Here is a 14,356-nt window from a genome sequence, read left to right on the forward strand (position 1 = left end):
AAACGGCGAGATCGGCGCAAGAGGAAAAGCTTACCCTGCGCCGGTGCCGGCGCGCGCCCTGCCGTCAGCTTCAAGCCTTCCGCGCCGCCTCGAAGAAGTCCCGGATCAGTCCCGTGTCCTTGACCCCCGGCGCGGATTCGACACCGGACGAAACATCCAGACCCGGCGGATTCGCGATCCGGATCGCATCGCCCACATTGTCCGGATTGAGCCCGCCCGACAGCATGTAGTCGAGGCCGGGATCGAGCGCGGCTAGCAGGCGCCAGTCGAACGACACGCCGTTGCCACCGGGAAGCTCGGAACCTTTGGGCGCCTTGGCGTCGAGCAGCAGCCGGTCCGCGACGCCGACGAAACCCTGGATCGGCAGCAGGTCGGCGGGCTCGCTCACCGACAGCGCCTTCATCACCGGCAGATTGTAACGCTCCCGCACGTAAGTCACACGTTCCGGCGTTTCCTTACCGTGAAGCTGCAGCATGTCGGGCTTCATCTGCGACACGATCGCGTCGAGGAAGTCGTCGCTCGCATCGACGGTCACCGCGACCGCCTTGGCGCGCCCAATTGCCGCCTGCCGCAGCAAGGCTGCCTGCGCCGGCGTCACATTGCGCGGGCTTTTTGGAAAGAAGATGAAGCCGACATGGCTCGCCCCGCCGTCGAGCACCGCCGCGATCGTCTCTGGCGTGGACAGGCCGCATATCTTGATGTCGAGGGGCATGATGCCGGCGAAATGCCACGAACGGCGATGCGAGTCGAGAGAAACACGCGCCTCCCGGCATTGAGGCGGCGGACGCATCGCCCTACTCTATGTCCCAGGGCAAACGCAGAGGGGGCGCCAGATGACCACGCAGCCGGCAACAATCGAGCAACTCGAGAAGAAGATCGCGCAGGCCTATCAGGTGATCGGCCAGCTCCTCGAACAGTCGGGCTTCGACGGCGGCGAAGGTCGTCGGGCACTGGACTACTTCTCGGGGGACGACTTCGATCCGGACTTCCTGCCCTGGCCGCGCCCGGGAGAAGAAGGCCTACGGCCCGAACAGCTCAACGCCGGAAACGACGGGTGAGGCCTACTCGAACCTGATCGCCTGAAGCGCCGCGCCGTTCTTCTTCAGCCAGGCCCGCGCCTCGTCCGTCCTCGGGCAGAGTTCCCGGCACAGCGCCCAGAACTTCGGTCCGTGGTTCATCTCCCTCAGATGCGCCACTTCGTGTGCGACGAGGTAGTCGATCACCGTCGGGCGCGCCATCATGATGCGCCAGGAGAAGGACAGGCTGCCGTCGGAGGTGCAGGAACCCCAGCGACTGGTCGTGTCCTTGAAGCGGATCGCCTTGGCTTTGCGGCCGACGGCGGCGGTGTGCTTCGCCACCAGCGCCTCTATGTCCTTCTTCGCCTCGCGCTTGAGGAAGTCTGCGACTCGTCGGGCAAGATGCGTGCGCTCGCCATGCACGATCAGCGCCGGCGCGCCATCGACCTCGGCCGCCGTCACAGAGCCGCGCTTGCCCGGCTCGTGGACGATGAGATGCGGCACGCCGCGCACCGGAACCTTCACGCCCGGCCGTATCTGCGGCCTGTCCGGCACTTTGGCGATGCGGGCCTCCAGCCAGCCTTGGTGGCGGTCGATGAACCGGTCGACCTCGCGGGCGGGGATGCCCGGCGGAACCGTCACGCGCAGGCCTTGTCCGCCGGCGTCGATGCGCAGCGTCAGCCGCCGGGCGCGTGCGTTCTCGACGATGCGCAGCGGCAGCGCGCGCCCGCCGACCTCGTGCATCCGTTCGAGCGGCTCGGCAGGCCGGCGCGGCTCTGGCTTTCTCAGGAGCGAGAAGATCATGCGCGCGATGATAAGCGATTCGCGCGCATGGAGCAGGAGGTCGCGGCCTCCTCGAACGGTCAGGCCGCCTCGCCCTCCGGCGGCGCAGACAGGCGGGCGCGCAGGAAGGCGACGACGAAGGTGCCGGACATCAGGAGAACGATCGTCGGCGCTGGCGCGGAGTCCAGGAAGAAGGACAGGTAGACGCCGAGCAGCGACGCGACGACCGCCACCGTCACCGAAATCGCGATCATCGTGCCAAAACGCCGTGCGACCAGGAAACCGATCGCACCCGGCGCGATCAGCAGCGCGATCGCGAGGATGATGCCAACCGACTTGAGCGCGCCGACGATCGACAGCGAGAGCAGCGCCAGCAGGCCGTAATGCAGCAGCCGAACCGGCAGGCCGATCGCCTTCGCGTGCTGTTCGTCGAAGGCGTGCAGCATCAGGTCTCGCCACTTGATCGCCAGCGCGCCCGCGACGACCGCCGCGATGGTCCCGGCCTCGATGATGTCGCCCCAACCGACGCCCAGCATGTCGCCGAACAGGATATGGTCGAGGTGCAGCTCCGTCTCGATCATCGAATAGAGCACCAGACCCAGCCCGAACATGCCCGAGAAGAGGACGCCCATGACGGTGTCCTCCTTGATGCGGCTGTTTTCCTTCAGGTAGCCGGTGCCGATGGCGCAGAACATGCCTGCCGCGAAGGCGCCGAGGCCGATAGGCAGGCCGGCGACATAAGCCAGAACCACGCCGGGCAGCACCGCATGGGAGACCGCGTCGCCCATCAGCGACCAGCCCTTCAGCACCAGGAACGGCGACAAGAGCCCCATCGGGATCGCCACAAGCAGCGAGACGATGAAAGCCTGCTGCATGAAGGGGAAGGAGAAGGGGAGGAGGAGCGTCTCGATCATGCCTGCGCCTCCAGCGCTTCCCGTGCCCGCCGCCGCGCGGCCAACAGGCCATGCTTGGGCGCGAAGACGAAGGCGGTCAGGAAGACCGCCATCTGCAACACGACGATCACCCCACCGGTTGCGCCGTCGAGGAAATAGGAGATGTAGGCGCCGACAAGGCTCGACAGCGCCCCGATCGCGACTGCGATCGTGATCAGGCGCGGGAACCGGTCGGTGAGCAGGTAGGCGGTCGCGCCCGGCGTGACGACCATGGCGATCACGAGGAAGGCGCCGACGGTCTGCAGTGCCGCCACCGTGCAGGCGGCGAGCAGGGTGAAGAAGACCCCCTTGAGCAGGCCCGGCCGCAGGCCGATCGACCGCGCATGGTTCTCGTCGAAGAAGGCGACCATCAGATCCTTCCACTTGGCGATGAGGATCGCGAGCGACACACCGGCGATCAGCACAAGCTGGAGCGTGTCGGCGGGAGTAATGGCGAGGATGTTGCCGAGCACGATCGTCTGGATGTTCACCGAGGTCGGCGACAGCGACACCATGAACAGGCCAAGCCCGAAGAAGGAGGTGAAGATCATGCCGATGATCGCATCCTCGCGCAGCCTGGTCCGCTGGTTGAGGAAGAGCATGGCACCGGCGGCGAGCCCGCCGGCCAGGAAAGCGCCGAGTGCGAAGGGTAGGCCCAGCATATAGGCGCCGGCGACGCCCGGCACGATCGAATGCGAGAGCGCGTCGCCGATCAGCGACCAGCCCTTGAGCATCAGGAAGGCCGACAGGAAGGCGCAGACTGCGCCGACCAGCGCCGAGACCCACATGGCGTTGACCATGTAGCCGTAGCCGAACGGTTCGAGCAGGGTCGCGATCATTCGGCCGGCTCGTCGGGCTTGCGGGAGGCCGGAGCAGCGCTTCCGGTCTGTGCCTTCTCGGAATAGACCACAAGCGGCCGCTCGTCGTCGGAGATGACGGTGACCTGCCGGGCGTCTTCGTCGTCGTGCAGTTCCGCGCCGCCGAGAACGAAATGGCGCAGCACGCCGCCGAAGGCGCGTTCGAGATTGTCGCGCGTGAAGACGGTCTCGGTCGGCCCTTCCGCCAGCACGGTGCGGTTGATGAGGATCACGCGGTCGCAGAAGTCCGGAACAGACCCAAGGTTATGCGTCGACACGAGCATGATCTTGCCCTCGTCACGCAGGCTGCGCATCAGCGCGATGATCGCGTCCTCGGTATTGACGTCCACCCCGGTGAACGGTTCATCGAGCAGGATAACCTCGCCTTCCTGCGCCAGCGCGCGCGCCAGGAAGACGCGCTTCTTCTGGCCGCCGGACAATTCGCCGATCTGCCGCTTGCGATAGTCGCCCATACCCACGCGGGCGAGCGCCTGCGTCACCATCTCGTGGTCGTGGCGGGAGGGAATGCGCATGAAGTTCATGTGGCCGTAACGGCCCATCATCACCACGTCCTCGACCAGCACCGGAAAGGTCCAGTCGACCTCCTCGGCCTGCGGGACATAGGCGACGACGTTCTTCTTCAGCGCCCGCCCGGCCGGCTCGCCGAACATGGTGACGGAGCCGGCGGCGAGCGGCACGAAGCCCATGATGGCCTTGAACAGGGTCGACTTGCCCGACCCGTTCACGCCGACCAGCGCGGTGATCGAGCCGCGCGGAATGGAGAAGGAGGCAGACCGCAGCGCGGTATTGCCACTCCGGTAGGTGACGGTGAGATTCTTCGCGACCAGGCCGGCGGTGACCGCCGGCCCGTTTCGTTCCCCGTCAGGCAAAGCCTGTTTCTGCGGTGCCATATTCATTCCGCGAGGCCTTTTGCGATCGTTTCGGTCGTTACCCGCATCAGGTCGAGATAGGTCGGCACCGGGCCGTCCGCTTCGCTGAGCGAGTCCACATAGAGAACGCCACCGTAGCGGGCTCCGGTCTCACGCGCCACCTGCTGTGCCGGGTCGGGCGACACCGTGCTTTCGCTGAAGACGACCGGGATCTTGTCGGCCTTCACCGCGTCGACGACCTTGCGCACCTGCTGCGGTGTGCCCTGGCCGTCGGCATTGATCGGCCAGAGATAGAGTTCCTTCAGGCCGAAATCGCGCGCGAGATAGGAGAATGCGCCTTCGCTGGTGACCAGCCAGCGGCGCTCCTGCGGGATCGCGTCGAGCGCGGCGCGCACTGGGGCGACGGTGGCGTCGATCTTCGCCTTGTAGGCTTCGGCGTTCGCCTTGTAGGCCTCGGCATTATCCGGGTCATACTTGGCGAAGGCGGTCGCAATGTTGTCGACATAGATCTTCACGTCTGTCGGCGACATCCAGGCATGGGGATTAGGCTTGCCGGTGTAAGGTCCTTCGGAAATGCCGATCGGGTCGACCCCGTCCGACAGCACGACGCTCGGAATGTCGCGCAGGTTCTGGAAGAAGCGCTGGAACCAGGTCTCGAGGTTGAGCCCGTTCCACAGGATCAGGTCGGCGTCCTGCGCCTTGACGATGTCGCGCGGTGTCGGCTGGTAGTTGTGGATCTCCGCGCCGGCGCGCGTGATGGATTCCACCTCCGCCGTGTCGCCGGCAACGTTCTTCGCGATGTCCGCGATGACAGTGAAGGTCGTCACGGCCTTGAACTTCTCGGCCGCATCCGCGGAGACGATTGTTGCGGCGGACAGGGCCAGGCCGATCAGGGCGCTGCGTAGGATGGAAGGCATTCTGCGTCTTTCTCCACATTGCCGCGTCGACACGGCTCCACGATCGACATAGGGCGCGGCCGGCCGATTGTCAATGCAAATGCAAATCGTTTGCAACTAGGAAAACTTGGCAATGCGTCCGCCCTGTCGCATATAGCGGCGATGACGGAGGAAGCGAAAAAGCTGCGCGACTACGAGGCTCGCCTACGGGAGGCCGGCGTGCGTATCACGCGGCCGCGCCGGGCGATCTTGCAGATCCTTTCCGAGACGGCGGATCATCCCGACGCGATGGAGATCTTCCAGCGGGCGTTGTCGATCGATCCGACGATTTCGCTCTCGACCGTCTACCGCACCATGAAACTGCTCGAGGACAAGGGCGAGATCCAGCGCCACGCCTTCGCCGGCGGGCCCTCGCGCTTCGAGCAGGCGGCGGGCGAGCACCACGACCATCTGATCGACCTCGACACCGGCGACGTGATCGAGTTCCATTCCGAGCGGATCGAGCAGCTGCAGGACGAGATCGCGCGCAGGCTTGGCTACGACATCGTGTATCACCGGCTGGAGCTCTACGGCCGCAAGCGCAAGAGCCGCTAGCTCACGCTGCCCGGATCAAATCCGCGGCCTTCTCGGCAATCATGATCGTCGGCGCATTGGTGTTGCCGCCGATCAGCGTCGGCATGACCGAGGCGTCGACGACCCGCAGCTGTTCCAGGCCCCGCACGCGAAGCCTCGTATCGACCACGGCGTTCTCGTCCGTCCCCATCCTGCATGTTCCGACCGGATGGTAGATGGTGTCCGACCGCGCCCGGATGTGGCGGATCAGCTCGGTATCGTCGGGCTCTGTCCCGCCGAGATAGAGCTCTGTCTTGCGATAGGGTGCGAGTGCAGGTGCTGCCAGGATGCGCCGCATGATCCGGATGCCCTTGAGCAAGGTCTCCGTATCGCGCTCGTCGGCGAGGAAATTCGGGTCGATCCGGGGCGGTGCGAGCGGGTTGGCGCTGTCGAGGCCGACAGTGCCGCGCGAATGCGGCCTGGGCACGCAGACATGGCATGAATAGCCATGGCCGAGATGCAGCTTGCGCGCATGGTCGTCGATGATGCCGACGACGAAGTGAAGCTGGAGATCCGGCTTCTCCAGCGCCGGATCCGACCGGATGAAGGCAGCGCCTTCAGCCCCCGGCGAGGCGATCAGGCCCGTGCCGTCCCGCTTCCATCGCCTTGCCTCACGGATGATGTCGACAAGGCCGCCGAAACTCACGCCGAGCAGGTTGCGGTCGCCCGACTTCCAAGACGCGACGAAGTCGAGATGGTCCTGCAGGTTCTGCCCGACGCCGGCAAGCTCGTGCTTCACGAGGATGCCATGCCGCGCGAGTTCCGCGCCCGGCCCGATGCCCGACAGCAGGAGAAGCTGCGGCGAGTTGAATGCGCCGCCGCACAGGATCACCTCACGCCGCGCCGAGACGATCTCTTCCCGGCCGCCGCGCCGGAACCGGACCCCTGTCGCCCGCTTGTTCTCAAGCACGATCCCGGTTGCATGGGCGTCGGTCAGCACCGACAGGTTTCTTCGGTCCATCGCCGGATGCAGATAGGCCGCCGCTGCCGAACAGCGCTCGCCCATCTTTGGCCCGGACCAGAACTGCGTGACCTGGTAGTAGCCCGCGCCCTCCTGCTCCGGTCCGTTGAAATCGTCGTTGAATCGGATCTGGTTTTCACCGCAGGCGTCGACGAAGGCCTGCACGATCGGCCGCGGCGTGCGCTGTTCGCCTACCTGCAGCGGGCCCGACGCGCCATGGAAGGCGTCCTCGCCGCGCTGGTTGCCCTCGGCCTTGCGGAAATAAGGCAGCACGTCCTGCCATCCCCAGCCATCGCAGCCAGCGGCCGTCCAGCCGTCATAGTCCGAGCGATGGCCGCGGATGTAGAGCATCGCGTTGATGGCGCTCGACCCGCCCAGCGCCTTGCCGCGCGGCTGGTAGCCGCGGCGTCCGCCAAGGCCGGGCTGGGGAACGGTCTGGTAGGCCCAGTTCGAGATCTTGGGCCGCCCGGGCAGCATCAAGGCCGTACCGGTCGGCGCGCGGATGAGGATGTGCTTGCCGTCGCCGCCTGCCTCGAGCAGGCAGACGGTCGCGTCCGTGTCCTCGCTCAGCCGTGCGGCAAGCGTCGATCCGGCGGACCCGCCTCCGACGATGACATAGTCGAATTCCATGGTCCCCTCCCGGCCAGCCTTCATCTTGGCGCGACCGGGCTCAGGAATCCAGTGGGATGATGATGCTCAGGCCGCCATCGCCGGCCGCATCATATGCTGGCCGTGTCTGATCTCGGTGCCGAGCACTTTCAGGCATTCGCGCATGAAGTTGGAAAGCCCTGGCCAGCCCTTGGCGGAGACGAGATTGCCGTCGACATGCGCGCCATTTGCAGGAACGTCGACATAGATGCCGCCGGCGAGAGTCACTTCGGGCTCGCAATATTGCAGCGCCGCGACCTTCTTGCCGCGCACCACACCGTCGACGGCGATCAGGATCTGCACGCCATGGCAGATGGTGAAGATCGGCTTTCCGGTCTCGTGGAAATGACGCACGATCGCCTGCACGCGCTTGTCGATGCGGATGTATTCCGGGCCGCGGCCGCCGGCGCAGTAGACGGCGTCGTAGTCCTCGGGCTTAACCTCGGCGAAGGTCTTGTTGACGTAGTAGTCGTGGCCGAGCTTCTCGGTATAGGTCTGGTGCCCTTCGAAGTCGTGCAGCGACGTCTTGACGAGCTCGCCCGCTTTCTTGTCCGGACAGACCACATGGACGGTGTGGCCAACCGCATGCATGGTCTGCTCGAACACGAAGATTTCGTATTCCTCGCTGAACTCGCCCACGAGCATCAATATCTTCTTGCCTGCCATAGTCTTCCTCCCTGGCGTCGATTATTCCGCGATCCGAAATAATTCGAGGCATCCTAATCGAGGATCGATCGTCAGGGAAGAGGTTTGGTAGGACCAGTCTAATCTCGCAGGCGGCGCCAGGAATAGCCGCTTGTCGTGTCGGAAGACGTGGACGTGGGCTGGTAATACAGGCCGATTCCGCCGGTTTCGCCTTTCTCGAGCCGCTCGATCAGGACCGGGTGAGACACTTCGAACTCGTCGAAGCCGACGCGCAGCATATGCGGCAACTGGTCGACCAGAACCTGCCCTGTCGCACGTATGGGCCCGGCATAGCCATACCGGCTGCGCAGCAGCTCGGCCTTGGAGAAGGAACGCCCATCGTTGAAGGCTGGAAATGACAAAGCGACGAGCGCCACCTGGTCGAGCACGTCGGCGATCGCCTCCACCGGGTCGGCAGGCGCCAGCAGCACGCCGATCCTGTCCCTGTCGCGCAGCCTCTCGTCGGCCGGGATCTCGAGGAATGCACTGAGCGGCAGGATCAGCTTGCCGTTGGAGCCGGGCGCGTCGAACTCCTCGGAATGGCTCCATTCGTCGTCGCGAAAGCCGGACGGCGTCCAGAGCCGCGTCTCGGGCGGGGGGGCGGGTTCGGTCATGACAGTTCCTAGAGCGACGATGCCGTCAGCGAGTGGTCGAGGTCCGACAGGTGAATGCCGCATTCCGTCTTGGCTTGTCCAGCCCAACGTCCGGATCGCGCATCTTCGCCTTCCTTGACCGGCTGGGTGCAGGGAAAGCAGCCGATGGACAGGTAGCCGTAGGCGACGAGCGGATTTTCCCTCAACTGGTGCTCGCGCATATAGGCGGCGAGATCGGCCGTCGTCCACTTCGCCAGCGGATTGATGCGGATGCGCGGTCCCACCGCCTCGAATACCGGCAAACCGTTGCGCGTCGCCGCCTGGAAGCGCTTGCGGCCGGTGAACCAGGCCGCGAGCGGCTCGACCGCGCGCGCCATCGGTTCGACCTTGCGGATGTTGCAGCAAGCGTCGGTATTCGACTTGTGCAGTTCGCCCTCGGGATCCGTTTCCCGCAGCGAGGAAGCCAGCGGCTCGAAGACCGTGATATTGCGCAGCCCAAAATCGGCCGAGAGCGCGTCCCGGTATTGCAGCGTCTCGCCGAAATGCTTGCCGGTATCGAGGAAGATCACCTGCAGCGCCGGGTCTATGCGCGCGATCATGTGCAGCAGCACGGCGGAATCCGCGCCGAACGACGACACCGCGCCCAGCCCCTGCAGTCCGAAGCGGCCGATCGAGAAGGTGATAATGTCCTGCGGCTCAAGCTGCCCGTAGCGGGCCTCCAGCGCCGCGGCCTCGATCGCAGCCTCTTCCTCGGCGCTAAGCTGCTTTAGCTTCGCTAGCATAGAGCGCCTCCTTGAAGGGCGCGGGGCCGAGACGGCGATAGGCGTCGAGGAACTTTTCCGAGGCGTCGCGGCGATGCGCGAGATAGGTGTCGACGATCTTCTCGATCGCGTCGGTGATCTCGTCGGGGCCGAAGCCGCGTCCGATGATCTCGCCGATCGAGGCATTCTCGTCGCCCGAGCCACCCAGCGTCACCTGGTAAAGCTCCGCGCCCTTCTTCTCCACGCCGAGGATGCCGATATGGCCGACATGGTGATGGCCGCAGGCATTGATGCAGCCGGAGATCTTCAGCTTCAGCTCGCCGATCTCCTTCTGCCGCGCCAGCGAGGCAAAGCGCTGAGAGATGTCCTGTGCGACCGAGATCGAACGCGCATTGGCGAGCGCGCAGTAGTCCAGGCCCGGGCAGGCGATGATGTCCGTGATCAGGTTCGAGTTCGCCGTGGCGAGCCCGATCTCGACCAGCCGGTCGTAGATCGCCTTGAGATCGGCCCGCGCGACATGCGGCAGGATCAGGTTCTGCTCATGGCTGACACGGATCTCGTCGAACGCATAGCGCTCGGCGATGTCGGCGACCGCGTCCATCTGGCCGTCGCTGGCATCGCCCGGCGCTTCGCCGGTGCCCTTGAGGGATATGGTCACCGCGGCGTAGTCGGGGTGCTTGTGCGTGACGACGTTCTGGTCGAGCCATTCGCCGAACGAGCGCGAGTCGAGCCGCGCGAGCTTCACCACCTCGTCGCCCTCGGGACGCGGCGCCAGCGCCGGCGGCGCGAAATAGGCGCCGATCGCGGCGATGTCCTGCTCGGGCAGCGTCAGCACGCTGTCCTTGAGCGCATTCCACTCGGCCTCGACCTGACGCGAGAATTCTTCCGTGCCGGTCTCGTGCACCAGGATCTTGATGCGCGCCTTGTATTTGTTGTCGCGGCGGCCGTGCAGATTGTACACGCGCATCACAGCGGTGATGTAGGAGAGCAGGTGCTCTTCCGGCAGGAAATCCTTGATCTTCTTGGCGATGATCGGCGTGCGGCCCTGACCGCCGCCGACCCAGACGGCGAAGCCAAGCTCGCCCTTCTCGTTTTTCTTCAGATGCAGGCCGATGTCGTGAACCTGGATCGCGGCGCGATCGCGCTCCGCGCCCGTCACGGCGATCTTGAACTTGCGCGGCAGGTAGGAGAACTCGGGATGCACCGACGACCACTGGCGCAGGATCTCGGCATAGGGCCGTGGATCGGCCACCTCGTCGGCGGCAGCACCCGCGAAATGATCGGCGGTCACATTGCGGATGCAGTTGCCGCTGGTCTGCAGCGCGTGCATCTCGACCGAGGCGAGATCGGCAAGGATCGCCGGGATGTCCGACAGGGCCGGCCAGTTGTACTGGATGTTCTGCCGCGTGGTGAAATGGCCGTAGCCCTTGTCGTAGGTGCGGGCGATATGCGCGAGCATCCGCATCTGCTTCGACGACAGCGTTCCGTAGGGGATCGCGACGCGCAGCATGTAGGCGTGGAGCTGGAGGTAGACGCCGTTCATCAGCCGCAGCGGCCGGAACTGGTCCTCCGTGATCTCGCCGGCAAGCCTGCGGTCCACCTGGTCGCGGAACTCGGCGACGCGGGCCTGGACGAAGGAATGGTCGAATTCGTCGTAGCGATACATCTTCTTCTTCCCTTGGGCCGGCTAGATGCCGGCCGCGAACCCTTCGTCGACGGGACGCGGGCGCGCCTGTTTTCCGAGATCGGTCCGGTTCGTCGGTCCGGCGGCCCGGATGCGCTCGCGCAGCCTGAGCGGCCGGATCTCGCCCTCCAGCAGCTCGACGTCGATCAGGTCGACATCCACCACCTCGTTGCGGGCGTAGGAGTCCTTGCCGAGGCGCTCCAGCCGCTCCTCGGCCGGCTTGTCGTGCGCAACCTCGGCATAGTCGATCGTCTCGTGCCAGACCTGGTCGGAGCCGAACCAGACGGCTTCTCCATCTGTGAGCCGGTTTGCGGTGAGAACCTTCATCTCTGTCTCCGTCAGGCGGCGACCGTCTCGCGGTCGTGGACCGCGAGCGCCGTGGATGTGTCGAACCGCGCACCTGCGACCGCGTCGCCGATTATCGTCATCACCGGGCCGGTCAGGTCCTCGCGCGCTTCGAGCGCGGGCAGGTCGGCGAGCGTGCCGTGGAACAGGCGGCGCGAGGCGAGGCTTGCGTTCTCGACCACGGCGACGGCCGTGTCCGGCGAGAGCCCGGCCTCGATAAGGCGCGTCGCCACGTCGGCCGCGATCGAGCGGCCCATGTAAACTGCGACCGTCGCGCCCGAGATCGCCAGCTTCCCCCAATCCGGCAGTGTGCCGCCCTTCAAATCGTGGCCGGTGGTGAACACCATCGACGAGGCGACGCCGCGCAGCGTCAGCGGCAGCTCGAAATCGGCCGCGGCCGCGAAGGCCGCGGTCACGCCGGGCACCACTTCGTAGGACACGCCGGCCTCGCGCAGCGCCGCCATCTCCTCGCCTGCGCGTCCGAAGACCAGCGGATCGCCGCACTTCAGCCGCACCACGCGCTTGCCCGCCTGCCCGAGTTCGACCAGCAGCTCGTTGATCTCAGCCTGGCTCTTGGAGTGGCAGCCCTTGCGCTTGCCGACGCCGATGCGCTCGGCGTCGCGACGGCCCATGGCGATCACCGCCTCGGGCACCAGCGCGTCGTGGACGATCACGTCCGCCTCCATCAGCAGGCGGTGCGCGCGTAGGGTGAGGAGATCCTCGGCGCCCGGCCCGGCGCCGACGAGCGCGACATGGCCAACAATTTCGCCCTGGCGCGACAGCAGAATGTCTGCCGCGACCTGCGCTTCCTCGAACGAGCCGATCTCCATCGCCCGCGCCGGTGCGCCATTGAAGAATTCGTTCCAGTAGCCGCGCCGCGCCGCGCCCTTCGGCAACAGACGCTCGACAGCCGCCCGGTAAGACGCCGCCAGCGTTGCCAGCCGGCCGAGCGACGGTGACAGCATCCGGTCGATCCGGGCGCGGATCATCTGCGCCAACACGGGCCCAGCGCCCTCGGTGCCGATCGCGATTGCCACCGGCGCGCGGTTGACCAGCGCCGGCGTGAAGAAGTCGCACAGTTCCGGCCGGTCGACGGCGTTGACACAGATGCCGGCGGCGCGGGCATCCGCGACGATCCGCTCATCGAGCGCCTCATCGCCCGTGGCGGCGAAGACCAGGGTCGCGCCCGCAAGCAGCTTCGCCTCATAGGGCGCCTTCAGCAGGCGCGCATCATTGGCGGCAGCCCAGGCAGCCAGCTCCGCTTCCGCATCCTCGGCGACGATCGTCAGCCTCGCACTCGACTGTGCCATCAGGCGCGCCTTGGCCAGCGCTTCGTCGCCGTTGCCGACGATGACGACGCTACGGCCTTCCACCTTCATGAAGACCGGAAACGCATTGAGCCTGGATTCGTGCGAGGACATCTCTGGGGTCACCTTGGAGCGTCGCATTTTCCCGGATCATCCCCGCAATATGGAGGCATCGGCTGTCTCGGCGTGCGCGGCAAGGCAATCGCTTTTCTGTCGCGCGAAGAGCGCGCGCAAAAATATTCCACGGACGCGTCGTTCGCGCTCGATGCCCCGTCGATTGTCCAGCTAAGGGCCGATCAGCTCCGCGGTTTCTGGAGAGCCAGTAAAATGAATATGTTGACGCGGCATCAGGCCGTACGTTCAGGTCAATCTATACAATTTTTATAGACAATGGAGGATTTCATGAGGACGCGACCTTTGCCCTGTCGCGCAAGTCCATTCCGATTTCTGCGGCGTTTTGGAATCCGCTTCCTTTTTCACCAGATCGCCGACCGGAGGCGACGTTACGCTCGGCTCCGGAGTTGATCGCGCGCCCAGTTGACGATCTGTTGAGCGGTCATGGCCCCGGAAACCCGCGCAACCTCCTGTCCATCGGCGAACAGCAGCATCGTCGGAATGCTTCTGATTCCGAGACGACCGGCCAGTTCGTTCTCCGAGTCGGAATTGAGCTTGAGCAGACGGATGCCGGGCTCGAGCGTCGCGGCGGCAGCCTCGAAGGCGGGCGACATCATGCGGCAGGGGCCGCACCAGGGAGCCCAGACGTCCACCAGCACGGGAATGTCGCCACGCTGCGTTTGGCGCTTGAACATGTCGGCGTCGGCATCCACCGGTTTCGAGGCAAAGAGCGGCGTTCTGCATTTGCCGCACCGCGCCGACCCCGCCGGGCGATCGTCGGGCACTCTGTTGACCCCGCCGCACGTCGTGCAGACGATCTGATGGCTACCGGACATTCATTATCGCTCCACACCTGGCCCCGTCGCCGGCTCGGGCCGTCGTCAGGGTTGACTAAATATACGTATCTAAGTAGATACAAAAAAATGAATATCAATATTCGCGTTGATTCCGTTGCGATGCGGGATGCCGCCGACGAGGCCAGCGACCTGTTGAAGGCGCTTTCGAACCGTCACCGTCTCCTGATCCTCTGCCATCTGGTGGAGGGGGAGAGATCGGTCGGCGAACTCGCTTCGTTTCTCGGCATCCGGGACTCCACCGTATCCCAGCACCTCGCATTGCTGCGTCGCGATGGCGTGATCGCAGGCCGCCGCGACGGGCAGACCATCTGGTACCGTATCGTGAACGAGGCGGCGAAGGCGGTGGTGGAGGTGCTGTATCGAGCCTATTGTGCGCCGGTGCGATGACACGATGGTGCACACCACCCATTCCTGAA

17 protein-coding genes are annotated in these 14,356 nt (G+C 65.4%); 3 read left to right on the top strand and 14 right to left on the bottom strand.

Annotated features, from left to right (window positions below; genetic code table 11):
- Nucleotides 1-70 precede the first annotated feature (70 nt).
- Entirely contained in the window at nt 71-712 is a 642-nt protein-coding gene (locus tag B9Z03_RS03860; protein WP_085467487.1) for a phosphoribosylanthranilate isomerase, read from the bottom strand.
- Between the two features lie 121 nt (nt 713-833).
- Here B9Z03_RS03860 and B9Z03_RS03865 point away from each other — a divergent pair, with 121 nt between their 5' ends.
- Nucleotides 834-1,058: a hypothetical protein gene (locus B9Z03_RS03865; protein WP_085462973.1), complete on the top strand. Its 225-nt coding sequence runs from the start codon at nt 834-836 to the stop codon at nt 1,056-1,058.
- Between the two features lie 3 nt (nt 1,059-1,061).
- On the opposite strand, the gene B9Z03_RS03870 is transcribed toward B9Z03_RS03865, so the two are convergent.
- Genes B9Z03_RS03870 through B9Z03_RS03890 form a run of 5 tightly spaced genes read right to left on the bottom strand, consistent with a single transcriptional unit; the run spans nt 1,062 to nt 5,395 of the window.
- Nucleotides 1,062-1,820: a M48 family metallopeptidase gene (locus B9Z03_RS03870; RefSeq protein WP_085462974.1), complete on the bottom strand. Its 759-nt coding sequence runs from the start codon at nt 1,818-1,820 to the stop codon at nt 1,062-1,064.
- A 59-nt stretch (nt 1,821-1,879) separates the two neighbouring features.
- The gene (locus B9Z03_RS03875; RefSeq protein ID WP_085462975.1) at nt 1,880-2,713 is read right to left on the bottom strand and encodes a metal ABC transporter permease; all 834 of its coding nucleotides are present in this window, start codon (nt 2,711-2,713) and stop codon (nt 1,880-1,882) included.
- Entirely contained in the window at nt 2,710-3,570 is an 861-nt protein-coding gene (locus B9Z03_RS03880; RefSeq protein ID WP_085462976.1) for a metal ABC transporter permease, read from the bottom strand. The genes B9Z03_RS03875 and B9Z03_RS03880 overlap by 4 nt, the downstream gene beginning before the upstream one ends.
- Nucleotides 3,567-4,505 (bottom strand): manganese/iron ABC transporter ATP-binding protein, encoded by a 939-nt coding sequence (locus tag B9Z03_RS03885; protein ID WP_085462977.1) that lies wholly within the window; start codon nt 4,503-4,505, stop codon nt 3,567-3,569. The genes B9Z03_RS03880 and B9Z03_RS03885 overlap by 4 nt, the downstream gene beginning before the upstream one ends.
- Nucleotides 4,502-5,395, bottom strand: a complete 894-nt coding sequence (locus tag B9Z03_RS03890; protein ID WP_085462978.1) for a metal ABC transporter substrate-binding protein — start codon at nt 5,393-5,395, stop codon at nt 4,502-4,504. Before B9Z03_RS03890 ends, B9Z03_RS03885 begins: the two co-directional genes overlap by 4 nt.
- Before the next feature lie 141 nt (nt 5,396-5,536).
- Between B9Z03_RS03890 and B9Z03_RS03895 the strand changes: the two genes are divergently transcribed.
- Nucleotides 5,537-5,968 (top strand): Fur family transcriptional regulator, encoded by a 432-nt coding sequence (locus tag B9Z03_RS03895; protein WP_085462979.1) that lies wholly within the window; start codon nt 5,537-5,539, stop codon nt 5,966-5,968.
- A 1-nt stretch (nt 5,969) separates the two neighbouring features.
- Here the strand turns inward: B9Z03_RS03895 and B9Z03_RS03900 are convergent, their stop codons facing one another.
- From B9Z03_RS03900 to trxC, 8 genes are all read right to left on the bottom strand, one after another.
- Nucleotides 5,970-7,577, bottom strand: a complete 1,608-nt coding sequence (locus tag B9Z03_RS03900; protein WP_085462980.1) for a GMC family oxidoreductase — start codon at nt 7,575-7,577, stop codon at nt 5,970-5,972.
- Nucleotides 7,578-7,643: 66 nt separating this feature from the next.
- Nucleotides 7,644-8,261 carry a DJ-1/PfpI family protein gene (locus B9Z03_RS03905; protein WP_085462981.1) on the bottom strand — a complete coding sequence of 206 codons (618 nt, stop codon included), beginning with the start codon at nt 8,259-8,261 and terminating at the stop codon, nt 7,644-7,646.
- Nucleotides 8,262-8,359: 98 nt separating this feature from the next.
- A complete protein-coding gene (locus B9Z03_RS03910; RefSeq protein ID WP_085462982.1) occupies nt 8,360-8,893 on the bottom strand; it encodes a DUF934 domain-containing protein in 534 nt (177 codons plus the stop codon).
- 8 nt (nt 8,894-8,901) lie between these two features.
- Nucleotides 8,902-9,654 carry a phosphoadenylyl-sulfate reductase gene (locus tag B9Z03_RS03915; protein WP_085462983.1) on the bottom strand — a complete coding sequence of 251 codons (753 nt, stop codon included), beginning with the start codon at nt 9,652-9,654 and terminating at the stop codon, nt 8,902-8,904.
- Nucleotides 9,629-11,299: a nitrite/sulfite reductase gene (locus B9Z03_RS03920; RefSeq protein WP_085462984.1), complete on the bottom strand. Its 1,671-nt coding sequence runs from the start codon at nt 11,297-11,299 to the stop codon at nt 9,629-9,631. Before B9Z03_RS03920 ends, B9Z03_RS03915 begins: the two co-directional genes overlap by 26 nt.
- A 21-nt stretch (nt 11,300-11,320) precedes the next feature.
- On the bottom strand, nt 11,321-11,644 hold the full coding sequence (locus tag B9Z03_RS03925; RefSeq protein WP_085462985.1) for a DUF2849 domain-containing protein: 324 nt from the start codon (nt 11,642-11,644) through the stop codon (nt 11,321-11,323).
- Between the two features lie 11 nt (nt 11,645-11,655).
- Entirely contained in the window at nt 11,656-13,110 is a 1,455-nt protein-coding gene (gene cysG, locus B9Z03_RS03930) for a siroheme synthase CysG (RefSeq protein ID WP_432416986.1), read from the bottom strand.
- A gap of 362 nt (nt 13,111-13,472) precedes the next feature.
- The gene (gene trxC / locus B9Z03_RS03935; protein WP_085462987.1) at nt 13,473-13,919 is read right to left on the bottom strand and encodes a thioredoxin TrxC; all 447 of its coding nucleotides are present in this window, start codon (nt 13,917-13,919) and stop codon (nt 13,473-13,475) included.
- 87 nt (nt 13,920-14,006) lie between these two features.
- On the opposite strand from trxC, the gene B9Z03_RS03940 reads away from it, so the two are divergent.
- Nucleotides 14,007-14,327: an ArsR/SmtB family transcription factor gene (locus tag B9Z03_RS03940; RefSeq protein WP_085462988.1), complete on the top strand. Its 321-nt coding sequence runs from the start codon at nt 14,007-14,009 to the stop codon at nt 14,325-14,327.
- Nucleotides 14,328-14,356 lie beyond the last annotated feature (29 nt).

This window comes from Mesorhizobium australicum (assembly GCF_900177325.1).
GTDB classification, from domain to species: Bacteria; Pseudomonadota; Alphaproteobacteria; order Rhizobiales; family Rhizobiaceae; genus Mesorhizobium_A; species Mesorhizobium_A australicum_A.